This is a genomic window from Arthrobacter sp. NicSoilC5, from assembly GCF_019977395.1.
Lineage (GTDB): Bacteria > Actinomycetota > Actinomycetes > Actinomycetales > Micrococcaceae > Arthrobacter.
In genome coordinates this window covers 1,767,619-1,790,983 of sequence record NZ_AP024660.1, presented here as the reverse complement: position 1 = coordinate 1,790,983, position 23,365 = coordinate 1,767,619, and the positions used below count along the sequence as shown (strand labels likewise).

26 protein-coding genes and 1 tRNA gene are annotated in these 23,365 nt (G+C 67.5%); 14 read left to right on the top strand and 13 right to left on the bottom strand.

Going from position 1 to position 23,365, the window contains the following annotated elements:
• Positions 1-3: 3 nt before the first annotated feature.
• Positions 4-489, bottom strand: coding sequence for a Fur family transcriptional regulator (locus LDO22_RS08400; protein ID WP_224026722.1), 486 nt, complete (start codon positions 487-489; stop codon positions 4-6).
• A gap of 80 nt (positions 490-569) precedes the next feature.
• Here LDO22_RS08400 and LDO22_RS08395 point away from each other — a divergent pair, with 80 nt between their 5' ends.
• The gene (locus LDO22_RS08395) at positions 570-1,841 is read left to right on the top strand and encodes an MFS transporter (RefSeq protein ID WP_224026721.1); all 1,272 of its coding nucleotides are present in this window, start codon (positions 570-572) and stop codon (positions 1,839-1,841) included.
• A gap of 28 nt (positions 1,842-1,869) precedes the next feature.
• Positions 1,870-2,736, top strand: a complete 867-nt coding sequence (htpX, locus tag LDO22_RS08390; protein ID WP_159631232.1) for a zinc metalloprotease HtpX — start codon at positions 1,870-1,872, stop codon at positions 2,734-2,736.
• Positions 2,737-2,766: 30 nt separating this feature from the next.
• Here htpX and efeB read toward each other — a convergent pair whose 3' ends face one another.
• From efeB to LDO22_RS08370, 4 genes are all read right to left on the bottom strand, one after another.
• The gene (efeB, locus tag LDO22_RS08385) at positions 2,767-4,065 is read right to left on the bottom strand and encodes an iron uptake transporter deferrochelatase/peroxidase subunit (RefSeq protein WP_224027198.1); all 1,299 of its coding nucleotides are present in this window, start codon (positions 4,063-4,065) and stop codon (positions 2,767-2,769) included.
• Between the two features lie 74 nt (positions 4,066-4,139).
• Entirely contained in the window at positions 4,140-5,333 is a 1,194-nt protein-coding gene (efeO, locus tag LDO22_RS08380; protein WP_224026720.1) for an iron uptake system protein EfeO, read from the bottom strand.
• 30 nt (positions 5,334-5,363) lie between these two features.
• Positions 5,364-6,221, bottom strand: coding sequence for an iron uptake transporter permease EfeU (gene efeU, locus LDO22_RS08375; RefSeq protein ID WP_224026719.1), 858 nt, complete (start codon positions 6,219-6,221; stop codon positions 5,364-5,366).
• Between the two features lie 270 nt (positions 6,222-6,491).
• Complete coding sequence (locus LDO22_RS08370; RefSeq protein ID WP_159631240.1) at positions 6,492-6,983, bottom strand: YajQ family cyclic di-GMP-binding protein; 492 nt, start codon at positions 6,981-6,983, stop codon at positions 6,492-6,494.
• Positions 6,984-7,168: 185 nt separating this feature from the next.
• On the opposite strand from LDO22_RS08370, the gene LDO22_RS08365 reads away from it, so the two are divergent.
• From LDO22_RS08365 to LDO22_RS08355, 3 genes are all read left to right on the top strand, one after another.
• Positions 7,169-7,423, top strand: a complete 255-nt coding sequence (locus tag LDO22_RS08365) for a hypothetical protein (protein ID WP_224026718.1) — start codon at positions 7,169-7,171, stop codon at positions 7,421-7,423.
• A 166-nt stretch (positions 7,424-7,589) separates the two neighbouring features.
• Positions 7,590-7,671, top strand: a tRNA-Tyr gene (locus LDO22_RS08360).
• A gap of 563 nt (positions 7,672-8,234) precedes the next feature.
• Complete coding sequence (locus LDO22_RS08355; RefSeq protein ID WP_224026717.1) at positions 8,235-8,660, top strand: CBS domain-containing protein; 426 nt, start codon at positions 8,235-8,237, stop codon at positions 8,658-8,660.
• Positions 8,661-8,745: 85 nt separating this feature from the next.
• Here LDO22_RS08355 and LDO22_RS08350 read toward each other — a convergent pair whose 3' ends face one another.
• Both LDO22_RS08350 and LDO22_RS08345 read right to left on the bottom strand, forming a co-directional pair.
• Entirely contained in the window at positions 8,746-9,747 is a 1,002-nt protein-coding gene (locus tag LDO22_RS08350; RefSeq protein WP_224026716.1) for a LysM peptidoglycan-binding domain-containing protein, read from the bottom strand.
• A 338-nt stretch (positions 9,748-10,085) separates the two neighbouring features.
• Positions 10,086-10,820, bottom strand: coding sequence for a potassium channel family protein (locus LDO22_RS08345; RefSeq protein WP_224026715.1), 735 nt, complete (start codon positions 10,818-10,820; stop codon positions 10,086-10,088).
• 71 nt (positions 10,821-10,891) lie between these two features.
• Here LDO22_RS08345 and LDO22_RS08340 point away from each other — a divergent pair, with 71 nt between their 5' ends.
• Both LDO22_RS08340 and LDO22_RS08335 read left to right on the top strand, forming a co-directional pair.
• The gene (locus LDO22_RS08340) at positions 10,892-11,446 is read left to right on the top strand and encodes an acyl-CoA thioesterase (protein WP_224026714.1); all 555 of its coding nucleotides are present in this window, start codon (positions 10,892-10,894) and stop codon (positions 11,444-11,446) included.
• A 93-nt stretch (positions 11,447-11,539) separates the two neighbouring features.
• A complete protein-coding gene (locus tag LDO22_RS08335; protein WP_159631251.1) occupies positions 11,540-11,974 on the top strand; it encodes a thioredoxin family protein in 435 nt (144 codons plus the stop codon).
• Between the two features lie 66 nt (positions 11,975-12,040).
• Here the strand turns inward: LDO22_RS08335 and LDO22_RS08330 are convergent, their stop codons facing one another.
• The gene (locus LDO22_RS08330; protein WP_159631253.1) at positions 12,041-12,319 is read right to left on the bottom strand and encodes an antibiotic biosynthesis monooxygenase; all 279 of its coding nucleotides are present in this window, start codon (positions 12,317-12,319) and stop codon (positions 12,041-12,043) included.
• A gap of 93 nt (positions 12,320-12,412) precedes the next feature.
• Between LDO22_RS08330 and LDO22_RS08325 the strand changes: the two genes are divergently transcribed.
• Entirely contained in the window at positions 12,413-14,089 is a 1,677-nt protein-coding gene (locus tag LDO22_RS08325; RefSeq protein WP_159631255.1) for an AMP-binding protein, read from the top strand.
• Here the strand turns inward: LDO22_RS08325 and LDO22_RS08320 are convergent, their stop codons facing one another.
• From LDO22_RS08320 to LDO22_RS08305, 4 genes are all read right to left on the bottom strand, one after another.
• On the bottom strand, positions 14,090-14,539 hold the full coding sequence (locus LDO22_RS08320; protein ID WP_224026713.1) for a hypothetical protein: 450 nt from the start codon (positions 14,537-14,539) through the stop codon (positions 14,090-14,092).
• Between the two features lie 13 nt (positions 14,540-14,552).
• Positions 14,553-14,708, bottom strand: coding sequence for a hypothetical protein (locus LDO22_RS08315; RefSeq protein WP_224026712.1), 156 nt, complete (start codon positions 14,706-14,708; stop codon positions 14,553-14,555).
• Positions 14,709-14,927: 219 nt separating this feature from the next.
• Positions 14,928-15,539 (bottom strand): hypothetical protein, encoded by a 612-nt coding sequence (locus tag LDO22_RS08310; RefSeq protein WP_224026711.1) that lies wholly within the window; start codon positions 15,537-15,539, stop codon positions 14,928-14,930.
• 143 nt (positions 15,540-15,682) lie between these two features.
• Positions 15,683-16,669, bottom strand: a complete 987-nt coding sequence (locus LDO22_RS08305; protein WP_224026710.1) for a 3-methyladenine DNA glycosylase — start codon at positions 16,667-16,669, stop codon at positions 15,683-15,685.
• Between the two features lie 154 nt (positions 16,670-16,823).
• Between LDO22_RS08305 and LDO22_RS08300 the strand changes: the two genes are divergently transcribed.
• On the top strand, positions 16,824-17,219 hold the full coding sequence (locus LDO22_RS08300) for a VOC family protein (RefSeq protein ID WP_224027197.1): 396 nt from the start codon (positions 16,824-16,826) through the stop codon (positions 17,217-17,219).
• 33 nt (positions 17,220-17,252) lie between these two features.
• A complete protein-coding gene (locus LDO22_RS08295; protein WP_141159697.1) occupies positions 17,253-17,630 on the top strand; it encodes a DUF1304 family protein in 378 nt (125 codons plus the stop codon).
• A 13-nt stretch (positions 17,631-17,643) separates the two neighbouring features.
• Here the strand turns inward: LDO22_RS08295 and LDO22_RS08290 are convergent, their stop codons facing one another.
• Positions 17,644-18,831 (bottom strand): SLC13 family permease, encoded by a 1,188-nt coding sequence (locus LDO22_RS08290; protein ID WP_224026709.1) that lies wholly within the window; start codon positions 18,829-18,831, stop codon positions 17,644-17,646.
• A 59-nt stretch (positions 18,832-18,890) separates the two neighbouring features.
• Between LDO22_RS08290 and LDO22_RS08285 the strand changes: the two genes are divergently transcribed.
• Genes LDO22_RS08285 through LDO22_RS08270 form a run of 4 tightly spaced genes read left to right on the top strand, consistent with a single transcriptional unit; the run spans position 18,891 to position 23,361 of the window.
• Positions 18,891-20,276, top strand: coding sequence for a cystathionine beta-synthase (locus LDO22_RS08285; protein WP_159631265.1), 1,386 nt, complete (start codon positions 18,891-18,893; stop codon positions 20,274-20,276).
• 24 nt (positions 20,277-20,300) lie between these two features.
• Positions 20,301-21,464, top strand: a complete 1,164-nt coding sequence (locus tag LDO22_RS08280) for a cystathionine gamma-synthase (protein WP_159631267.1) — start codon at positions 20,301-20,303, stop codon at positions 21,462-21,464.
• Between the two features lie 50 nt (positions 21,465-21,514).
• Entirely contained in the window at positions 21,515-22,021 is a 507-nt protein-coding gene (locus tag LDO22_RS08275) for a helix-turn-helix domain-containing protein (protein WP_159631269.1), read from the top strand.
• A 35-nt stretch (positions 22,022-22,056) separates the two neighbouring features.
• On the top strand, positions 22,057-23,361 hold the full coding sequence (locus LDO22_RS08270) for an MFS transporter (RefSeq protein WP_224027196.1): 1,305 nt from the start codon (positions 22,057-22,059) through the stop codon (positions 23,359-23,361).
• Positions 23,362-23,365 lie beyond the last annotated feature (4 nt).

Genomic DNA, 23,365 nt, shown 5'->3' with positions numbered 1-23,365 from the left:
CTCCTATTTCTCTTTTTCTTGCGAGGGACTGGGGGGAGGTAGCTGTTGGGCCTGCTGGCATTCCTGGCAGATGCCCTGGTACATGACGTCCGCAATCTGGATGGTCATCGGCTTGGCGTCCGGGTTCCAGTGCGGTGTAAGGCAGGGGGCGTGGCCGACGGCGCAGTCCACGTCTTCCACGCGGCCGCAACTGATGCAGATGGCGTGGTGGTGGTTGTCGCCCACCCGCGTTTCATACAGTGCGGGGGAGTGCGGCGGCTCGAACCGGCGCAGCATGTGCAGGTCCGTCAGGTCGCCGAGGACCACGTAGACGGACTGCGCCGTGAGTTCCGGCAGTTCCGTCCGGGCGGCGGCGAGGATGCTTTCGGCAGGGGAGTGGGGGTGGCGTTCGACGGCGGCGAGTACAGCGAGCCGCTGCTTGGTCACCCTGCGGCCATGGGCGCGCAGGGCTGCAGCCCATGCTTCCTGGCCATCAAAGTGCTCCGTCATGGCTCCATTGAAACACTTATTATTAATAACTCACAATAAGGCTCGGCTTACCTTTCCGTGTCGCCCGCTAGTGTTGCGGGGTGGGGAAAATACTTGCCGATGTCACGCCGCTCAAGGAAAGCCCCGCATTCCGCCGGCTGTGGCTGGGATCGGCAGTGTCCGCCGTCGGCAGCCAACTCACCCTGGTGGCGGTGAGCCTTGAGGTGTACCGGCTGACCCAGGACAGCTTCTACGTTGGCCTGCTGGGCATCTTCGCGCTGGTTCCCCTGGTGGTGGGCGGCCTGATGGGCGGCTCCATCGCGGACGCGCACGACCGCCGGCGCATCGCCCTGCTGGCCTCCACGGTCCTCTGGCTGACCACCGGCCTGATCGCGCTGCAGGCCTGGCTGCAGCTGGGCAACGTGTGGGTGCTGTACCTGCTGGTGGCGCTGCAAAGCGGGGCCCAGGCCATCAACCAGCCGGCCCGCAGTGCCATCATCCCGATGCTCATCCGCAAGGAACTCCTGCCGGCGGCCAACGCCCTGAGCATGCTGTCCCTGGGCCTGGCCATGACCGCCGGGCCGCTGCTGGCCGGCGTCCTGGTGGCGTGGCTGGGGTTCGGCTGGACATACACCATCGACTTCGCCAGCTTCGCGTTCGTCCTCTGGGCCGTCTACCGGCTTCCGCCCATGCCACCAGCCGGAACCCGCAGCAAAGTGGGACTTCGTTCCGTGGTTGAGGGTTTCCGCTTCCTGGGAACGCGCCCCAACCTCCGGATGACCTTCATCATCGACCTCGTGGCCATGGTCCTTGCCCAGCCGCGGGCGCTGCTCCCCGCCGTCGCTGCCCTCATGATCGGCGGCGGCGAGGCGACCGTGGGCATCCTGCTGGCCTGCACCGCCGTCGGGGCCTTCCTGGCCGGGCTGTTCTCCGGTCCGCTGGGCAGCGTGCGCCGCCAGGGGACCGCCGTCGTGGTTTCCGTCATGGGCTGGGGTGCGTCCATTGGCGCCTTCGGCCTGGTGGTGCTGCTCGCCGGGCCCGCGCCGGACGGTGCCGTCACCCTGTGGCTGCTGCCTGCCGCCGCCTGCTGCGCGCTGGCCGGGATCGCCGACTCCATCAGCAGCGTCTTCCGCAACACCATCCTTCAGGCCGCGGCCCCGGACCACCTGCGTGGACGCCTGCAGGGGGTGTTCATCGTGGTGGTGGCCGGCGGCCCCCGGATCGGGGACCTGCTGGCCGGCGGCGCGACTAAGCTTTTGAATGAGGGCTGGGTCCTGCTGGTTGGCGGTGCGCTGTGCATCGCGGGGGCGTGGCTGGCGGCGAAACTGCAGCCCGGTTTCCGGAAGTACGACGCCCGGAACCCGGTGCCCTAGCAAGCCGTTCCTTAAGCAAGGAGGAAACGTGCACAACCATCACAACGGTCTGAAGACCGCGGCGCTTTTCGGGGTGCTGTGGGCAGTCCTGCTGGGCCTCGGTGCGATCATCGGCGTCGGCACCCGCAGTTCGGCGCCCATCTGGATCATGGCCCTGATCGGCGTCGGCACCACGTTCTACGGGTACTGGAACAGCGATAAGATCGCCATCCGCTCCATGCAGGCCTTCCCGGTGACCGAAGCCCAGGCGCCGCAGCTGTACCAGATTGTCCGCGAGCTCTCCATGCGCGCCAACCAGCCCATGCCGCGGATCTACGTCTCGCCCACCATGAACCCCAACGCCTTCGCCACCGGCCGCAACCCGCAAAACGCCGCCGTCTGCTGCACCGAGGGCATCCTGCAGCTGCTGGACCCGCGCGAACTCCGCGGAGTCCTGGGCCACGAGCTCATGCACGTCTACAACCGCGACATCCTCACCTCGTCCGTGGCCGCAGCGGTCGCCGGCGTGATCACCTCGGTGGGGCAGATGCTGCTGTTCTTCGGGGGCGGAGACCGGCGCAACGCCAACCCGCTGGCCATGATCGCCATGGCACTGCTGGCGCCTTTCGCGGCGTCGCTGATCCAGATGGCCATCTCCCGCACCAGGGAGTACGACGCCGACGAGGACGGTTCGCAGCTCACCGGCGATCCGCTGGCGCTCGCCTCAGCCCTGGCCAAGATTGAGCGCGGCGTCAGCCTTGCGCCCTTGCCGCAGGACCAGCGGCTGGTCAACGCCTCGCACCTGATGATCGCCAACCCGTTCCGCGGCGGCGGCATGAACAAGCTGTTCGCCACCCACCCGCCCATGCGGGACCGGATCGCCCGGCTGGAGCGGATGGCGGGCCGGCAGCAGTAGCCGGGACCCCGCCGTCGGACACCCGAGCGGCTATGCGAACAGCCCGTCCCCGATGAATCCGCCGGGCTTCACCCCGCCGGGAACGGCGAACAGCCCCGACCCCGTGTGCTTCAGGTACTCCACGGCCAGGGTGTCGCCCTTGGCCATTGCCATCTGCATGGGGACGTAGTGGCTCCGGGGATCGGTGACGAAGGCGATGAAGAACAGGCCGGCATCGAGGTGGCCTACGCCGTCGGAACCGTCCGTGTAGTTATAGCCCCGGCGCAGCATCCGGACGCCGCTGTTCTGGCTGGGGTGGGCCATCCGCATGTGGGAATCGAGCGGAATCAGGGGTTTGCCGCCTTTGCCTTGCCGGGTGAAGTCGGGCTCGGTGAATTCCTCGCCGCCGGACAGGGGTGCGCCCGTGCCCTTGGTCCTGCCGATCAGGCCCTCCTGCTCGCCCAGCGACGTCCGGTCCCAGGTCTCGATGTGCATCCGGATCCGCCGCGCCACCAGGTAGCTGCCGCCCGCCAGCCAGGCATCTTCAGGCCGGCCGGCCGTGGCCCACACGTGCTGGTCCAGCAGTTGGTCGTCCTCGACCTTGAGGTTGTTGGTGCCGTCCTTGAAGCCGAAGAGGTTCCGAGGGGTCTGCTGGGCACGGGTGGTGGATGAGGTCCGGCCGAATCCCAGCTGGGACCACCGCACCCGGACCTTTCCGAACCCGATCCTGGCCAGGTTCCGGATGGCGTGGACGGCAACCTGGGGGTCGTCGGCGCAGGCCTGGACCACCAGGTCGCCGCCGCTGCGGGCGGGGTCCAGGTCGTCGCCGGGGAAGTGCGGCAGGTCGATCAGGGCCTCGGGCCGCCGGCCGTCCAGGCCAAACCGGGGCACGCCGTCCTTCTCGAACAGGCCGGCGCCGAAGCCGAAGGTCAGGGTCAGCTTGCCCGCGTTGAGGTCCAGGGCCTCGCCGGTGTCCTCGGGCGGAGCGCCGTAGGGGCCATCCACCGCGCCGGTTGCGCCGGCAGGGCGGCCTTCGGTCAGGGCTTCGGCCGCGCGTGTCCAGTCCTTGAGCAGCTGGATGAGCTCGTCGCGTTTGGTGGTGGTGACGTCGAACGCGGCCATGTGCAGGCGGTCCTGGGCGGGGGTGGTGATGCCGGCCTGGTGGTCCCCGTGGAAGGGGACCACCGGACTGTCGGCGGCGGGAGGTGCCGCGGAGGCCGCCACCGCGTCGTGGCCAAGGAAGCCGGCCGCCAGTCCTGCCGCAGCCCCGCCCAGTCCGGCGATGCCAAACAGTCCGCGCCTGCTCAGACGTGCGCCCGCCGTCGGCCGTTCCCCTACGGCGGGGTCCAACGGTGCCTGGGCGGAAGCGGGCCCGGTGGTTGGCTCCGATGCCTCCGGCGCCCGGCCGCTGAACGGGCAGCCGGTCACAGGACCACCGCCGCCGTCAGCCGGGACAGGGGCTCCCCAAGGGCGTCCACCAGGGAGGCCAGCCGCTGGACCTGTTCCGGCGTCAGCTTGTCGTAGGAGGTGAAGGCGGCACCCTGGGCATGGGTGGCGAGTTCGGCCTGCAGCGCGGCGAACTTCTCATCCAGCGACGCGGCCAGGGCGGCGTCCTTCTGCTGCAGGGCCGGCTTGAGGTTTTCGAACGCGATGCGGGCACCGTCCACGTTCGCCTGGAAGTCCCAAAGGTCCGTGTGCGACCAGATTTCCTCTTCACCTGTCACTTTTCCGGTGGCAACTTCATCCAGGAGCTCCTTGGCGCCGTTGCCCAGCATGTCCGCGGAGATCTCCAGCGTGCGGGTGCGCTCAACGAGGTCCTTGGTGTCGGCCACCATGCGGTCGGCGATGGCTGAGCGCTCGGCGGCGGTCAACGCCGTGTAGCCGGCGGGCGGGAACAGGTCCTTCTCGGCGCGGTGCCACCCGGTCCACTCCTGGCCCGGCTCGAGATCGGCCTCGCGGGCGTCAAGCTGCGGGTCCAGGTCCCCGAAGGACTCGGCGACGGGCTCAATCCGCTCCCAGTGCTGGCGCGTTGCGGCGTACAGCCCGCGCGCCGTCGCCGCGTCACCGGCAGCGAAGGCCGCGGCGAACTGCTCGGTCCCGGTGAGCAGCTGTTCGCCCTGGTCCTTGACGTAGGACGCGTACTGCGTGGTGGCGGTGTCGAGGAGGTGCTGGAAATCCGCGTCCGCCGGCCGCTGGTTGCCGGACGGGGTGACCTCCAGCGCAGCCCTGATCCCGTCGCCTTCCATGCCGGGCTTGCACGCGGTGGTGTAGGTGCCGGCGGGTGCGGTCACCACCAGGTTGCGGCTCAGGCCCGGGCCGATGTTCTCCACCTCGCCAAGGATGCGCAGCCCGTCCGCGGCCAGCAGGTAGAACTCCGTGACTTCGGTACCCTCATTCTTGACCGAGAACGTGAGGTTGCCGCTGGGCACGCTGGTGGCGGAGACCTTGCATTCGCTGTTCGAGCTGACGACGTCAATGGCGCCCCCGGCAGTGTCCGGGGCCTTGGTGTTGTCCGTGCAGCCCGTGAGGATCAACGGCACGGCGACGACGGCGGCGGCCAGGGAAGCGATCTTCGTCCCGGGGACGCGGGCGTTTTTGGGCAGGGTGAAGCCAGGCATGGGGATTCCTTTGGTGCGGGTGAGGGGGATTTAGGCGGCGGCTACGGCCTTGACGGCAGTGTTGTGGGAGCCGGCAGGGCCGGGCGGTGCTTTGCGGTTGATCCGGAGGTACAGGAACAGCACGGGCAGCACGTAGAGCAGCCAGGCTCCGGCCTCCAGCCAGGTGGTGGCGGGGGAGAAGTTGAGGGTGCCCTTGAGCAGGGTGCCGTACCAGGACGACGGCGGGACGGCGCCGCTGATGTCAAAGGCCAGGGAGTGCAGGCCCGGGAGCAGTCCGGCTTCCTGGAGGTCATGGATCCCGTAGGACAGCACGCCGCCGGCGATGATGATCAGGGCCGCGCCGGTCCAGGTGAAGAAACGCGAGAGGTTCACTTTCAGGACGCCCCGGTGCAGCAGGTAGCCGAAGCCGGCCGCGGCGGCCAGGCCCAGGAGGGCGCCGATGAGCGGCTGGGTGGATTCGCCCGTGGCCTTGGCTGCTGCCCAGAGGAAGAGGGCTGTTTCCAGGCCCTCGCGTCCCACCGCGATGGCGGCCACGACGGCCAGCCCCCAACCTGCTCCGCCCGCGGACCTGTCCACGCGGGATTTCAGGTCGCTGCCCAGGGTTCGTGCGGTGCGTGCCATCCAGAAGACCATCCACGTCACCAGGCCGACGGCGGCGATGGACAGGGTGCCGCCGATGGCCTCCTGCGCTTCGAAGGTGAGGCCTTTGGGGCCGAAGGTCAGCAGGGCGCCGAAGGCAACGGACACTGCAACGGCCGCTGCCACGCCCACCCACAACCGGGGAATGAGATGGCGGCGGTCCGTTTTGGCCAGGTAGGCCATGAGGAGGACCACCACCAGGGTGGCTTCGAGTCCTTCGCGCAGGCCGATCAGGAAGTTGGCAGTCATGGAGTGTTCTTTCGCTCAGGCTGCCCTTACTTAGGCAGGCCTAAGGAAGAGATTACCCGGCGCCGTCGATTACGCAAACTAAACGTGCCGTAATTGTCCCCAGGTTACCCCCCCGGGCCCCAAACTCCGGGCCCCAAGCGCCCTGGCAGCTCCGCGCCGCGTAAAGCGGGGGCGACATGCAAAAGGCCGGCGCACCCGGAATGCGGGGTGCACCGGCCTCTAGGCGTGGCGTGTAACTTTCTCCGTGTCGAAAACGACGGCGGCGGGTCACTAGCTGCGGAAGTTCACAAACTGCAGGTCTGCTTCCTCGAAGTCCTTCAGCAGCGCCATGGTGGCCTGCAGGTCGTCACGCGACTTGGAGGAAACGCGCAGTTCGTCGCCCTGGATCTGCGACTTGACCGACTTGGGTGCTTCATCGCGGATGAGCTTGTTGATCTTCTTGGCCAGGTCCTGGGCAATGCCTTCCTTGATGGAGGCCTCCAGGCGGTACTCCTTGCCCGAGGCGTAGGGTTCCCCCTCGTCCAGGGACTTCAGCGAGATGCCGCGCTTGATCAGCTTGGACTGGAAAACGTCCAGGACGGCTTTGACGCGCTCTTCCGAGTTGGCCTTCATGAGGATCTTCTCGCCGCTGAAGTCGATCTCGGCGCCCACGCCCTTGAAGTCATAGCGCTGGGCGATTTCCTTCTGGGACTGGTTGAGCGCGTTGGCCACTTCCTGCTTGTCCACTTTGCTTACGACGTCGAACGTTGACTCGCCTGCCATGACTCTCCTTTGTTGATGGGAGCCCCGTGCGGATACAGGGCCTGGATCACTGGCATCCAGCCTAATACGGATGGCCGGGCCGGTGGGGGCGGCCCATTCACAGTTCCCTCTCAGCGGACGCACCGGGGGAACGAAGGAGGGCTGGCGAGAGTTGGAGCAGTTGGACCGCAGTTGAAGGGAACACCATGCACCGCAAAGCCGCCCGTTACGTTACCCGGAGCACCAGTACGGCAGCAGGGGCGGTGGCTGCCGCAGCGTCCTCGGTGGCGGCGGCTGCAGTGGCGGCCTCAATTGTCTTCAGTCCCGTGGCGGATGCCTCTGCCCGGATGGACGGGGTCCGTGCCGACCTCCAGCGGGCTGTGCAGCTCAACCAGATCACCGAGGAGCAGGCGCTCAGCTTCGAAGCCAAGCTGGCTGGACGGATCCTGGGGGAGGCCTAAGGGCCGAAATACCCCGCCGTTTTGCTGGTTTTGCGGCCATGGAGGGCCCGATTCGATTCTTCGCCGGAAGTTCTGTAAAGTTGTCTTGCCCGCGGTTACTGAAGCGGGAAGGACCGGAAACGGACCCTTCCGCCCACTGCATCGGCGGGTACTTCTTTTGAAGTTCGGCAGATTACCCGAGCGGCCAAAGGGGGCTGACTGTAAATCAGCTGGCAACGCCTACGGGGGTTCGAATCCCTCATCTGCCACCCAAGGAGAAGCCTCCGGAACCATCAGGTTCCGGAGGCTTTTTCGTTCCCGCCCCGAACGCGCCATCACGTCCGGTCCCGGATCCGGGGACGCGCGATCACGTCCCGTCCCAATCCCGGGGACGCGCGATCACGTCCCGTCCCAATCCCGGGGGCGCGCGATCACGTCCCGTCCCGGATCCGGGGACGCGCGATCACTTCCCGTCCCGGATCCGGGGACCCGCGATCACTTCCCGTCCCAATCCCAGGGGACGCGCGATCACGTCCGGTCCCGGATCCGGGGACGCGCCATCACTTCCCGCGTATCCCGCAGTCCGCAGGGCACGTGGCCGCGGCAGTATGTCGGCGCGCTTCACCAAATCTGCTGGGGCATCGGCGCGGAAGCGCCGGGAAGTGATGGGGCGTTGGAAGGGAAGCGGCGGGAGGTGATGGGGCGTTGGAAGGGAAGTGGCGGCAACGCTCCATCCGCCGTCGACACCATGTTGGTGCGGGCGTAATCTGGCAGCATCGGCGCATGTGCTCCGATGCCCTGCGTCGATAATCCATCGATGAAGGAGGATTCAATGAGTGCTGTACGTGAATTCATGACCACTGACGCGCGGTGCGTCAGGGAAACAGAGTCACTGACGGACGCGGCCCGCATGATGATGGACCTCGACTGCGGAGCGCTTCCCATTTGCGGTGACGACGGCAAGCTGAAGGGCATGATCACTGACCGTGACATCGTGCTCAAGTGCGTTGCCGCCGGCCGCGACCCCAGCCAGATGATGGCCCGCGAGCTCGCTGCCGGCAAGCCGTTCTGCATCGACGCCGACGCCAACGTTGATGCAGCCATCGACATGATGGAGCAGCACCAGGTCCGCAGGCTTCCGGTGATCTCGGACCACAAACTGGTAGGCATCATCAGCCAGGGCGATATTGCCCGCAACTACTCCGAACAGCGCGTGGGCGAACTGGTGGAACACATTTCAGAACGCCACGGCGTGTAGCGTGCCACTGGCGCATCATTGGCTTGTCCGCGGATCCGGCCCTTGAAGGCCCGGATCCGCGGACAAGCTTATGAATCCCGGAATTTCAGTTCAGCGCGACCAGGAGCATGGTGCTGGTCCCCGGAATGCAGGTCTGCAGGATCGCCCGGGGAAAGCCGCCGAACACCGAGATGACGTCATTGGTGGTTCCGGGATTTGGCACTGTGCCGCGCCCGGTCACCGTGTACGTTCCGTAACCCGGGATGCTCACGGTCTCACCCACGCCGATTCCTGAGAACCGGGCCCAGCCACCGCAGAAATCGTGTTCGGTGATGAACAGGGAGTAGCCGTCATTGGGGGTGTAGTGGATGGGCCCGATGCAGGCGTCCACCATGGACTGGCCACCCGAACCGGCCACGTAGATGGTCCGGACGGCAGGAGCCGCCGGCGCAACGGCGGCCGGAGCGGATGCCTGCGCAGCAACCGGTGCCGCTGCGGGGGCGGGCGCGGCAGCCGGAGCAGGAGCAGGCTCGGCAACTGCGATCGGCGGGCCCGTCAACAGGAGCGTTTCGCCCGGGTAGATGAAGCTGTAGGCACTCAATCCGTTGGCCGCGAGCATGGCATTCATGTCCACGCCATGGCTGGCCGCGATCGCCCCGACGGTGTCGCCCGGGACCACCGTGTACAGGTTGGGGTCGCCGGCAGGTTCGGGGACCGGTGCGGGCGCAGGCTCAGGTGCTGCGGGTGGCGGAGCCGGAGCCGGGTCGGCCGGTGGGGCCGGCGCTTCGGCGGCCGGAGCGGCCGCCTGCGCTGCCACTGCTTCCGCCGCGCCGGGAGCGGCTGCAGGAGGTGTTGGGTCGGCGCTGCTTGCCGACGGCGGCGCGGGTGCCTCTGCTACCTGCGCCGCCGCCGTCGTGCTCCCGTTGAGGGACGCGGGGGGCGCCGCCATGGCGCCGACGCCCACAGCCGCCACCACCGCTGCCGTGGCCATGCCGGCCCATAGTTTGTTGCTGATGACCGGCCGGCCGGTGGTGAGGTCGGTGCGGGGTTCGTCGGTGGCGAAGCTTCTGCTGGTGCCGTCGGGGGAGGGGAGGGAAGGCTGGTTCATGGGTTGCCCATCAGTGTTCGGTCCCGCCGGGGCGCTGCGTGCACACCAGGACGCTGGACGAAGCGAGATGTTATTGCGCCGCCGGCTCCGGCGGGGGCCGGAGTCGGAAGCGGCGCAGGTTGGAGGCATCCGCATACCCAGAAAATGCGGGGCTCCGCGTGACGGCAGGAGCTCCCGGAAGCCACCCGGGGGACCTGCCAGTGCGTGTTGGTCCTAGGAATCCCGAGTCTAGGAATGGGGCAACGCAGGGGCACCAGTAGGGGTTACCCGATTTTGCTGGCCCGCTACTCGCCCGGAACGGGGTCGCTACTCGACGCTGGAACGTTGGATACTTGCCGTTAAAGGGGCCGGCGTTCCCGCAGTTCCGCGATCTCCCGCCGCAGCAGGGCGATCTCGCTGACCAGCTCGGCCACCTCGGCCCGCACCGGTTCCTCCACGGCCTCGGCCACCGTTTCGGCTGTGTCTTCCACCCTTTGGACCAGCCAGGAGGCGATGGACGCCGTCACCACACCGAGGACCGCGATCCCGCTCATCATGAGAGCTGTGGCCACCAGGCGGCCGATGGGCGTCACGGGGTACATGTCCCCGTAGCCCACGGTGGTGATGGTGGCGGTGGCCCACCACAGGGCGTCACCGAATGTGGTGATCTTGGCGTCGGGTGCCCACTGTTCCACGTCCAGCACGGCCAGGGCCCCCACGAAAACCAGCAATGCCGCGGACGCCGCCACGTAGGTGACCACCCGGCCGCGCAGCGTTTCGCCCACGGTCCGGTGCAGCACGGACAACAGCGTCACCAGGCGCAGCAGCCGCAGGGGGCGGAAGAACGGCAGGGCCACGATCACCAGCTCGTGCAGGTTCCGGACGAACCACTGCCTGCGGTTTTCCGCCAGCCACAGGTTTGCCGCGTAGTCCAGGACAAAGACGCACCAGGTGACCCACATGGCGCCCTCGAGCCAGTCCGCTCCTGTGCCTTCGATCCGGCCGATCACCTGCCAGGCGTACGCGGCCAGGAACACCAGGGCGGTAGCCATCAAAGGCCACTCCGCCAGGGCCCGGTAGCGTTGCTGCGTCATGCAGGAAATCCTACGGGGCGGGGGTACGGCCCGCCCTCCCGCAAAATGTTACCGGCGGGTAACATTGAGGCATGCACCTGCTCCTGAGAACCCTCCTTATGCTCTTCCGCTCCGGCCGCCGTCCGCCGTTGGCGGTGTGGGACCCGTCGTCCCTGCCCCTGCGCGTCCTGCCCACGGACATCGACATCGCCATGCACGTCAACAACGGCATGTACCTGTCCCTGATGGACCTGGGCCGGTTCGACCTGATGGTGCGCAGCGGCGTCTGGAAGCGGATGCGCCGCCGCGGCTGGAGCCCGGTGGTGTCCGCGGAGACCATTTCCTTCCGCAAATCCCTGCAGCTGTGGCAGGAGTACGCCATCGAGACCCGCATCATCGGGCTGGACACCAAGGCGATCTTCTTCGAGCAGCGCATGGTGTCCGACGGCGAAATCTACGCGCGTGCCTATATCGCCACCCGGCTGGTCACCAGGACGGGCCCGGTCAGCCAGGAAGACATCCTTGAGGAGTTCGGCGCCCCGCCGGCGGACCTGGTCCTTCCCGAATGGATCCACGAATGGCGGGCCTCAAGTGCCCTGCCCGGCAGCCGCACCCCGGCCCCGCATCTCTGGCATGCCACCGCCTGAACCCGGCGGCCGCCGTCGTCCTTCCCGGTATTCCCAATGACGCGGGGAGCGAACAACCGCGACAGTCCCCGGCCGGACGCGTACCGTGGACACATGGCTACCCTTGACATCACAGGTGAACAGTTCGCATCGACGATTGAAGGAAACGACATTGTCCTGGTCGATTTCTGGGCAGAATGGTGCGGCCCCTGCAAGCAGTTCGGCCCCACTTACTCGTCAGTCTCCGAGAAGCACCCGGACGTCCTCTTCACCAAGGTGGACACCGAAGCGGAGCAGCAGCTCGCCGCGGAGGCAGGCATAACCTCCATTCCCACGCTGATGGCCTTCCGTGAAAAGGTGCTGGTGTTCTCCCAGCCCGGCGCCCTCAATGCCCAGCAGCTGGAACAGGTGGTGGACGCCGTGAAGGCGCTGGACATGGACGAGGTTCACGCCCATGTGGCCAAGCAGCGCGAGGAAGCAGCAGCCGCCGCCGGCAAGCCTGCCGGCCAGAACGGTCCCCAGGACGGCACGCAGATCCCCGACTTCTAAAACCCAATAAACGCAGAATGCGGGACCTCCCACCGGAGGTCCCGCATTCTGCGTTTAACGGCTGCGCTAGACGCGTTCCACCTTGACCGGTTCGGCCAGCAGCGCGCTCAGCGATTCGTTCAGGTCCTGCACGGCGATGCCCTTGGAGTGCCTGTCCAGGTCCTCTTCGGAGGCCCACTGCTCGGTCAGGACCAGCTTCTCTTCAGTGGCTTCGGTCAGTTCGTACTGGATGCAGCCTGGCTCCTTCACCACCTCGTCGATGGCGATTTCCAGGGCCAGCTTGACGCGGTGGAACTCGCCGTCGTTGGGGATGAACGTTGCTATCAGGTCAATGGGTGCACTCATGGATTTCACAATACCGGGCGTCCGGGAACGAACCGGCAGTGTTGCGGTGCCGGCATGCTTCTCCTGCCGGGATCCTGTTGGTAGCGTGCCATCATGCGTGCTTACACAGCCGGGGACACTGACGTCCCGCTCCTGGAGGAAACCATCGGCGCGAACTTCGAGCGCGTCGCCGCGCAGTTTCCCCTCCACGACGCCCTCATCGAGGCCGCACCCGTGCCGGGCGCTGACGCCCGCCGCTGGAGCTACACCAAGATGAACGACGACGTCGACCGGCTGGCCCGCGCGCTCCTCGCCCTGGGCGTCGCCAAGGGGGAGAGGGTGGGCATCTGGAGCCCCAACTGCGCCGAGTGGACGCTGCTGCAGTACGCCACCGCCAAGATGGGTGCCATCCTGGTCAACGTCAACCCCGCGTACCGCAGCCACGAACTGGAGTTCGTGGTCAAGCAGAACGGCATGCGCATGCTGGTCACGGCGCCGTCGGACGCCAACAGCGACTACGTGGCCATGGGCCGCCAGGCCCTCCTTACCTGCCCGGACCTGCGCGAACTCGTCTTCCTGCCGGACCATGGCCTGGACGCGCTGAAAGCCGGCAGCCCCCAAAGCGACGCCGAACTCACGTACGCCGAGCTGCTCAAGCGCGCTGACGCCGTCGCGCATTCGCACCTGGTGGCCCGTATGGCCGAACTCAGCCCGCACGATCCCATCAACCTGCAGTACACCTCCGGAACCACCGGCTTCCCCAAGGGGGCCACGCTGACGCACCACAACATCCTGAACAACGGTTTTGCGATCGGCGAGCTGCTGGGCTACACCGAGCATGACCGCGTGGTGATCCCCGTGCCGTTCTACCACTGCTTCGGCATGGTGATCGGCAACCTCAACGCCCTCAGCCACGGCGCCGCCACCATCATCCCGGGCCGGGGCTTCTCACCCGCCGCCGCGCTCGAGGCCGTCCAGGACTTCCACGGCACCTCCCTGTACGGCGTGCCCACCATGTTCATCGCCGAGCTCGCACTGCCCGACTTCGGTTCCTACGATCTGTCCACGCTCCGCACAGGGGTCATGGCGGGTTCGCTGTGTCCCATCGAGGTGATGAACCGGGTCATCTCGGAAATGAACATGGTGGACGTGGCCATCTGCTACGGCATGACCGAGACCTCGCCGGTGTCCACCATGACCCGCAAGGGCGACACCCTGCAGCAGCGCACCGAGACCGTGGGCCGCACCATGCCGCAGCTGGAAAGCAAGATCGTGGATCCTGCCACCGGGGAGGACCTGGAACGCGGGCAGATCGGCGAACTCTGCACCCGCGGCTACGCCGTCATGGCCGGATACTGGAACCAGCCGGACAAGACCGCCGAGGCCATCGACGCAGAGGGCTGGATGCACACCGGGGACCTGGCCCGCATGGACGATGACGGCTATGTGGTGGTGGAGGGCCGCATCAAGGACATGGTGATCCGCGGCGGCGAAAACATCTACCCCCGCGAAATCGAGGAATTCCTCTACACCCACCCGGACATCCAGGACGTCCAGGTCATCGGGGTCCCGGATCAGCGGTATGGCGAGGAACTCATGGCCTGCATTATCCTCAAGCCGGGGGCCGGGCCCCTCGACGCCGGGGCCCTCGCAGAGTTCTGCCGCGGGCGGCTGGCCCACTACAAGATTCCCCGCTATGTGGAAGTTCGGGAGAGCTTCCCCATGACGGTCTCGGGCAAGATCCGCAAAGTCCAGATGCGCGAGGAGGCCGTGGCCCGGCTGGGCCTCTGACTACCCGGGCTGCTGCACCAGGTCGAAGCGGACTTCGCCCTCGCAGATGGAGGTGATCCGGACCGTGTAGCCGTCGAAGGATGCCTGCTGGCCGAGAGCGAGCCCGCGGAACTCTCTTGACGCGGGGCTGCCACCGGAAAGGAGGGCAACCGACAAGTCCGCGGTCACCGGGTCATTCTTCAGGTGCGTACTGGAAAGCCGGACCAGGGGTGGCTCCGCTGTGGAGGTTGCTGGAAGCAGCGGGAATGAGCCGTTGGCTGATGGGACCACCTTGTAGTTTCCAGTGCTGGTGCAGCTTGGACTGGAAGCGCGCCCTTGGCCTTTCGTGGCTACTGCCTGCGGCTTCGAATCAACCGTTGTTTCGGTCTGGGCACAGCCGGCGAGGGTCAGGGCCGAGGACAGGGCTGCCAGGACAAGGAGCCAGCCCCACGCCTCCGAATTTCGCGCCATGAGCCGACCGGCCTCAGGATTGTCCATCGGGCTGCTGCACCAGATCGAAGCGGACTTCGCCGTCGCAGATCGAGGTGATCTTGATGGTGTAGCCGTTATGGGAAGCTTCGGAGCCGGGCTGCAGGCCATTGAAGTAGGCCGGAGTGGGATCAGGAGCATCTGCCGCCATGGACAAGTCGGCAGTTGCAGGGGAGGCAGCGGCCTTCGTGCCAGCCAGCCCCACAGTCGGCGTGAACTTGTCGCGATGGCAGGAGCGGCCATCACCGCACCACCGCAGTGCAGGCCTCGCGGGTCCTATGAATTACTGCCACGTCTTTCCCCCAAATCAGTCCCAGCCTCCAACACAGCCTATGGGACGGCGGACAAAGGCGGGATGGGGAGAACTGCCCTAGCCCTCCAAGGAGCCCCTGGAGGTGCGGCGTGATACCTGGATAACCGCAAGGGCAGCCAGCACGACTCCTGCCAGCCCTACCGCTGCCAAGAGTTGCCGGGAGGGGCCTTCAGGTGCCGTCAGGGCTCGGAGGGCACCTCGCCCGCCGCGTCCCCGGTCCGCGCTGGTGACTTCGTTGGCCGGGATATTCCACTCCTCCTGGGAGGGGAAGATTCCGGGTGGGAGCTGCACCTCGCGCAGTTCCCGCCGGGCGGCGAGCCGCTCGCGGACCTCCGGGTTCGGGGCCGGTTCCAGGTTGTCCGCGGCGATGGCCGTGGGGTAGTCGATGATGTAGGGCTCACCGTGAAACGCCGACGACGCCACGGACTCCACCCAGGTGCCGGGAGGCGGGGCGACGCCGCGCGCGGCAAAGGCTGTATGCAGCATGTCCCGGATTTCCTCGAGGCTCCTGCCTCCGGCGTCGCGCGACACGTCGAAGATGGCCAGCTGCAGCTTGAGCTTCTGCTCCGCGTCCGGGTCTTGGGCGTCCGGATCCAGGACCGCGGGATCCTGGGACGTCCCGGGCACAGCCTCGGCGTTTGGGTTGGTGCTGCCTGTTTCGGAGCTCATGGGATCCTTTCGGTCGAGGTTGCCTGCCAGCCTGGTGCCGTCCAGCCGGACGGGTGTGGCACCCCGCGGGGCACCCCATACCGGCTCCGTACCCTCTGGCACGGAGATCAAGCGTTTCCAGGCGGCCGGAAGTGCCGTGCAGGTCAGTGCCCCCGGTGGTCCTGGATGGTCATCCGCGGGCCAAAGGTGGGTTTGCGGAAGCCGGTGGCCTGGATCATCCTGACCACGCGCTGGCGGTGCCCCCGCCAGGGCTCCAGCAGGCGGAGCATCCCGGCGTCGTCGGTCCGGCGTCCGGTCAGTGCGGCCCCCACGTAGGCCGCGAGGTGGTAGTCGCCCACCGAGATCGAGTCCGGGCAGCCGTGGGTGCGCTGCACCACCTCGGCCGCGGTCCACACCCCAATCCCCGGGATGGCCTGCATCTTCTCCGCTGCCTCCAGCGCGGGGAGCGCCGCGAGGCGTTCAAGCGCGGCGGCGGAGCGCAGGGCGCGCATGACGGTGGCGGAGCGCTGGGGTCCCACTCCGGCCTTGTGCCACTCCCAGCTGGGAACCTGCAGCCACTGGGAGGCCGTCGGTGCCACGAGCAAACCGCCCGGCGTGGACGTCCCTGCCAGGGGCGCCGGAGTTCCGTAGCGGTGCACCAGGTAGCGGTAGGCACGCCGCGCCTCGATCACCGTCACCTTCTGCTCCAGGATGATCGGCACCAGCTGGTCCACCATGCGGCCGCTTGAAGGCAGCCGGACCGCCACGCTGCGGCGCCGGGCCTCCCGCACCATGCGCGGCAGCGTGGCATGGAAGGCCGGTTCATCGAAACCCTGCCAGTCGTCGTCGGCTCCCAACAGGCGGGGCGCCGACTGCACGGCAGCTGCGGCGCCGGGGCCCCACGCCTGGATATCCACCAACGGCGCGCCCACATCGCCGCCACCCGAGGGGGCGAGCCGCATGGTGGCCGCACCGTCCGGCGTCGTAAAGGCATTCCAGACGACGTCCCCCTGCACGCAGAAGGAGGGATCGCTGTTGCCGCGCAGGAGCGGACCAATGGTCCGGGAAAGACTGTAGGGGGCCTCCGGATACCACCGCAGGGACACGTCCGCCGCGGCTGCCAGCCGGGGAGGTGCCTCTGCGATCGTCATGCCTTCAATCGTCCCACGGACCACTGACAGCGGCGGGACCATCGGCCCTTACGCGCACTGCGGCCCCGGATTAGGATCGCCGCGTGTGGCACCCGGGCGCCTGCGCGGCAAGGCACCCAACCAGCAGACAAGCACAGGAACACGGAGGGCAACCATGGGCGGCGTAGTGCATTTCGAGATCCCGGCGGACGACCAGGAACGGGCCAGGAAATTCTACCGGAACGCCCTGGGCTGGCGGATCGAACCGGTGCCCGGCATGGACTACAACATGGTCATCACCACGGACATGGACGACGCCGGGCAATCAACAACTCCAGGGGCCATCAACGGCGGGATGATGGCCCGCGAAGGACAGATCACCAGCCCGGTCATCACCATCGATGTGCCGGATATCAACTCAACCCTGAAGTCCGTAGAGGAATCCGGCGGTTCCGTGCTCATACCCAAAAACGAAGTTCCCGGCATGGGGTACACGGCCTACTTCAAGGACTCCGAAGGCAACGTCATGGGCCTCTGGGAGAACCTCCCCGCCGGGACCGCCGGCGCATAGCATGCGCCTGCACCGGGGCAGCAGGACGCGCCCATGAGTACGGTCATCCAGGTGCTTGCAGTCATCACCGGGATAACCCTTATCACTGTGGGCCTGCTGGAAGCTTTCCGGTACACGGACCAGCGCCTCCATCCCATCTTCCTGATCAGGCCGGAAGATACTTCCGCGGTGCGCCTTTGGACCATCAACGTGGGGTTCTACAACATCGTCTGGGGTTTGTTCGGGATATCCGGGGTGGTCCTCGCCAATGCCGGCCAGGTCACGGTGGGCCGGACCATCGTGGCCATGATGTCCATTGCCCACGCCATCCTCGGCGTCGTGCTGATCATCAGTGAACCCCGGCTGTGGATCAGCGGCATTGGCCAGGCGTTCCTCCCTGCCGTAATCCTTTGGCTGATGTTCGTGGGGTAAGGCGTGCCGTTGCTCAGGGCATTCCGGACACGGCCCACAGAGCCAGGACGGCCAGCGGCACGGTCAGGGCCGCCGCCACCAGCCCCGCCGCTGCGAACCCGCCCCACCTGATGGGCACGTTCAGCACCCGGAGCCGTTCGTGCCACAGCAGCGTGGCCAGCGAGGCCCACGGGGTCACCAGCGGGCCGAGGTTCACCCCGATGAGGAGTGCTGCGAGCCGTGCCGGGGAACCGGCCACCGGCTCCAGCGCCAGGTAGGCGGGGAGGTTGTTGGCAGCATTGGCCGCGCCGGCGCCGAGGCCGGCCAGCTGCAGGAGGGCAGGCAGGCTGTCCCCGGTCCCGGCCACACCCGCCAGCAGGGTGGTGAGGCCGTGCGCGTGCAGGGCCTCCATCAGCATGAACAGCCCCACCGTCAGCATCAGCGGCCGCCAGGGCACCATGGACCACCGCAGAGCAGAGGGCCGGCGCCGGAGGAAGACCGCCACCAGGACGGCGGCGGCGGCCAGTGCCGGGTACTGGACCGGCAGTCCGGATACCAGCGCGGGCAGCAGGACCACCAGCGTGATCCCCGCGGCTTTCAGCAGGGTCCGGTCGCGGACAGGATGCGCAGGTTGCGGTCTGTACGTTCCGCGCAGGTCCCGCCGGAACGCCAGCCACAGCAGGGCAAGGGGGACCAGCAGGCCAACCAGGGCCGGGGCCCACACCAGCCCGGCGAAGCGCCAAGGGCTCAGGCCCAGCCGGTCCTGCGCCAGGAGGTTGGTCAGGTTGGACACCGGCAGCAGCAGGGAGGCGGTATTGGCCAGCCAGATGCTGGTCAACGCGAACGGCAGCGGCGGAATCCGGGCGTGGACGGCCAGCAGGACCACCACGGGTGTGACCAGCACCGCCGTCGTGTCCAGGGACAGGAACACCGTGGACACCGCAGCCACTGCCACCACCAGGAGCCACAGCAGGAAGACGCGGCCCCGGCCCAGGGCGGCCAGGCGGTCCGTCACCACCCGGAACAGCCCTGCCTCGTCCACCAGTTCGGTGACCAGGGACATGGCCAGCACGAAGGCCAGGATGGGAATGGTCCGGGACGCCAGCTCCCCGAAGGCGGGAAAGGGCAGCACCCCGGATGCCAGGGTGGCCACGCCCGCTGCCAGGGTTGCGCCGGGCAGCAGGTAACTTCGGGCGGCTCTCAGCCATGCGAACTGCTTCACCGGGCTATCCTCGCACCCCGGGCGGGGGAGGCAGCGCAGGAAGCGGTAGCTTTGTACCTATGAAGTACGCCCAGTCCATCCTGGACCTCATCGGCAACACCCCGCTCATCAAACTCAACCACGTGACTGAGGGCATCAAGGCCACCGTCCTGGTCAAACTGGAGTACCTGAACCCCGGGGGGTCCATCAAGGACCGGATCGCGGCGCAGATGATCGAGGACGCCGAACGCGAGGGCAAACTGAAGCCCGGCGGCACCATCGTGGAGCCGACCTCAGGCAACACCGGGGTGGGCCTTGCCCTGGTGGCGCAGCAGAAGGGCTACAAGTGCGTCTTCGTGGTCCCGGACAAGGTGGGCGAGGACAAGCGTGCCGTGCTCCAGGCCTACGGTGCGGAAGTGGTGGTCACGCCCACCTCCGTGCCGCCGGACAGCCCGCAGAGCTACTACGGCGTCTCGGACCGGATTACCCGCGAGACCCCGGGCGCCTTCAAGCCGGACCAGTTCTCCAACCCTGCCGCGCCCGGCAGCCACTACAAGACCACCGGTCCGGAGATCTGGCGGGACACCGACGGCAAGGTCACCCACTGCGTCATCGGCGCCGGCACGGGCGGCACCATCACCGGCACAGGCCGGTACCTCAAGGAGGTTTCGGCTGACAGGCCGGAGTCCGACGGCGGCGTGGTCCGGATCATCGGCGCGGACCCCGAAGGCTCGGTCTACTCAGGCGGCACCGGGCGCCCGTACTTCGTGGAGGGCGTCGGCGAGGACATGTGGCCGGCGAACTACGACAAGACCATCCCGGACGACGTCATCGCCGTCTCCGATGCCGACTCGTTTGCCATGACCCGGCGCCTGGCGCGGGAGGAGGGCCTGCTGGTGGGCGGTTCCTCCGGCATGGCCGTAGTAGCCGCGCTCCAGGCGGCCAAGGACCTGCCGGAGAGCGCCGTCGTCGTGGTCATCCTGCCCGACTCCGGCCGCGGCTACCTGGCCAAAATCTTCAACGACCAGTGGATGCGCTCCTATGGGTTCCTCTCCGGCGGCGAGGAAACCTCCGTGGGGGAAGTCATCAAATCCAAGAACGGCGAGCTGCCGGACCTGGTGCACATCCACCCCAACGAATCGGTCCGAGACGTCATCAACATCATGAACGAGTTCGGCGTCAGCCACATCCCGGTCCTCTCGCAGGAACCGCCGGTGGTCATGGGCGAGGTCCTCGGCGCCGTGGACGAACGCACCCTGACCGCCAAACTGTTCCGCGGCGAAGCGAAGCTGACGGACAAGATCTCCGAACACATGGGCCCCAAGCTGCCCGTGATCGGCTCATTGGAAACCATCTCCGCTGCCAGGGAACTGCTCTCTGACACGGACACCCTGATGGTCACGTTCGTGGGCGCGCCGGTGGGCATCCTCACCCGGCACGACCTGCTGGCCTACCTCAGCAACTGATCTGCGTCACCCAAAAGGAGCATCATGACTGCCTCTGAAAACCAGGGTTTCAACACCCGCGCCGTCCACGCCGGCCAGGCCTTCGAGCCGCGCACCGGCGCCGTGGTCCCGCCGCTGCATTTCTCCTCCACGTACGCCCAGGACGGCATCGGCGGCCTGCGCAGCGGCTATGAGTACGGGCGCGGCGGCAACCCGACCCGGGACGCGCTCCAGGAACAGCTCGCGGCACTGGAGCTTGGCACGCACGCCTACAGCTTCAGCTCCGGGCTCGCCGCGGAGGACGCCCTGATCCGCGCACTGACCCGCCCCGGGGACCACATCGTGCTGGGCAACGACGCCTACGGCGGCACCTACCGGCTCATCAGCCGTGTCCTGGGTGACTGGGGGATCGGCAACACCCCGGTGGACATGGCCAACCTGGACAGGGTCCGCCGCGCAGTGGCTGCGCACAAGACCCGGTTCGTTTGGGTGGAGACGCCGTCCAACCCGCTGATGAAGATCACCGACATCGTGGCGCTCGCCGACATTGCGCACGACGCCGGGGCCCTCCTGGTGGTCGACAACACCTTCGCCTCGCCCTACCTGCAGAACCCGCTCGCCCTGGGAGCCGACGTGGTGGTCCATTCCACCACCAAGTACATTGGCGGCCACTCCGACGTGGTGGGTGGCGCCGTCGTGGTCAAGGACGAGGAACTGGCGGAGAAGATCGGCTTCGTCCAGTTCGCGGTGGGGGCCGTGTCGGGCCCCATGGACGCCTTCCTGACGACCCGCGGCCTGAAGACGCTCGGCGTCCGGATGGACCGGCATAGCGAGAACGGCCAGGCCGTGGCCGAGTGGCTGCTGGAGCGCCCCGAGGTTGAGGCCGTCCTGTACCCGGGCCTGCCGGAGCACCCGGGCCACGAGCTCGCCAAAAAGCAGATGCGCAAGTTCGGCGGCATGGTCTCCGTGCAGTTCAAGGGCGGTGAGGCCGCTGCCCGCAAGGTGGCCGAGTCAACGTCCGTGTTCACGCTGGCGGAGTCCCTGGGCGGGATCGAGTCACTGATGAACTACCCGTCCGAGATGACCCACGCGTCCGTCAAGGGCACCGAGCTGGCCGTCCCGGTGAACCTGCTGCGCCTGTCCTGCGGCATCGAGGACAAGGAAGACCTGATCGCAGACCTCGACCAGGCGTTCTCCCACATCCCGTAACGGCAGCCGAATCTCTGGCTTTCTTGAAGAAAGTCAACTAGTGTTCCGGTATGCCTCTTCGATCCGACTGGTCCCAACGCACCTGCAGCATGGCCCGCGGCCTGGACATCCTGGGTGACCCCTGGTCCATCCTGGTCCTGCGCGAGGTCTTCTTCGGCAACGGGCGCTTCGACGCCATGAGGAGCCGGCTGGAGGTGGCGGACTCGGTCCTCACCAAGCGGCTGGCAGGCCTGGTTGAGTCCGGGCTGCTGGAGAAAAGGGCGTACGACGACGGCGGCCGCACCCGCCAGGAGTACGTCCTCACGCCCAAAGGTGAAGACGCCCTCCCGGTCCTGAACGCGGTGACCATCTGGGCGGAGAAGCACTTGCCGGCGCCCTCGGACCAGGCGCATCTCTACGTCATTCATTCCGGCTGCGGAAAAGCCACCAGTTCGGCGGACACCTGCACCGAATGCGGGGAACGGCTCACCGCGGCGAACACCAGCTGGCACAGCCGCGCCCGGTCCGAACAGCCCATCCGGCTGTCCACCGCCTCCGGGAAAGGAACGGCCGCGTGAGCGCCCTGCCCGGGGAAACGGCGGACACGTCAACGCTGCAGACCCCGCGCGGACCGCGCCGCCGCTTCCACCCCGCCTGGATTGTCGCCGCCGTCGCCTTCCTTGCCCTGGTGGGGGCCGCCGGTTTCCGGGCTGCCCCCGGCGTCCTGATGGTCCCGCTCCAGCAGGAGTTCGGCTGGTCCACCACGGTCCTGTCGGCGGCAGTCAGCATCAACCTGGTCCTCTTCGGCCTGACCGCCCCGTTCGCCGCAGCCCTGATGGAACGGTTCGGCATCCGGGCCGTGACGGCAACGGCCCTGGTCCTGATCGGCATGGGCAGCGCGCTGACGGTGCTGGTGAACCAGTCCTGGCAGATCCTGCTGACATGGGGCCTGCTCATCGGCCTTGGCACCGGCTCCATGGCCCTCGTCTTCGCCGCCACTATCGCCAACACGTGGTTCACCAAGAGCCGCGGACTGGTGATTGGCATCCTCACTGCCGGCAGCGCGGCCGGCCAGCTGGTCTTCCTGCCCTTCATCGCCATGCTCGCGCAGGATCCCGGCTGGCGGCAGGCCTCCCTGCTCATCGCTGCCGGCGCCTTGGCCGTGGTCCCGCTGGTGCTGAAGTTCCTCAAGAACTCGCCTGCCGACGTCGGGGTGCTGCCATATGGTGCTGTGCCGGTCGACGAGGCTCAAGAGGCTGCACCGGTCCAGGACAGCGGACCCCGCACCAACGCTGCCGTCCGCGCCCTCCAGGTGCTGCGGCGCGCCAGCAAGGTCAGGACCTTCTGGGCCCTCGCGGCGGGGTTCGCCATCTGCGGCGCCACCACCAACGGCCTGATCGGCACCCACTTCATCCCCTCCGCGCACGACCACGGAATGCCTGAAACCACTGCCGCGGGCCTGCTGGCCGTCGTCGGGATCTTTGACATCATCGGGACCATCGCCTCGGGCTGGCTGACGGACCGGTTCAACCCCCGCGTCCTGCTGGCCGTCTACTACCAGTTCCGCGGGATCGGCCTGCTGGTGCTTCCGCTGCTGCTGAACGCCGAGGTCCAGCCGAGCATGATCGTGTTCGTAGTGATCTACGGCCTGGACTGGGTGGCCACCGTTCCACCCACGGCAGCCATCTGCCGCGAAACGTTCGGAGCTGACGGCAGCGTGGTCTTCGGATGGGTCTTTGCAGCGCACCAGTTGGGCGCCGCAGCAGCCGCCATCGCCGCCGGGGCCCTCCGCGACGCGACCGGCCACTACACCTACGCCTGGTTCGGCGCGGCCGCGATGTGCACCATCGCCGCCGTCATCAGCGCCACCATCCGCCGGCACCACACCGCGCGGGAAGCGGAGCCCGCAGCGGCCTGAAACG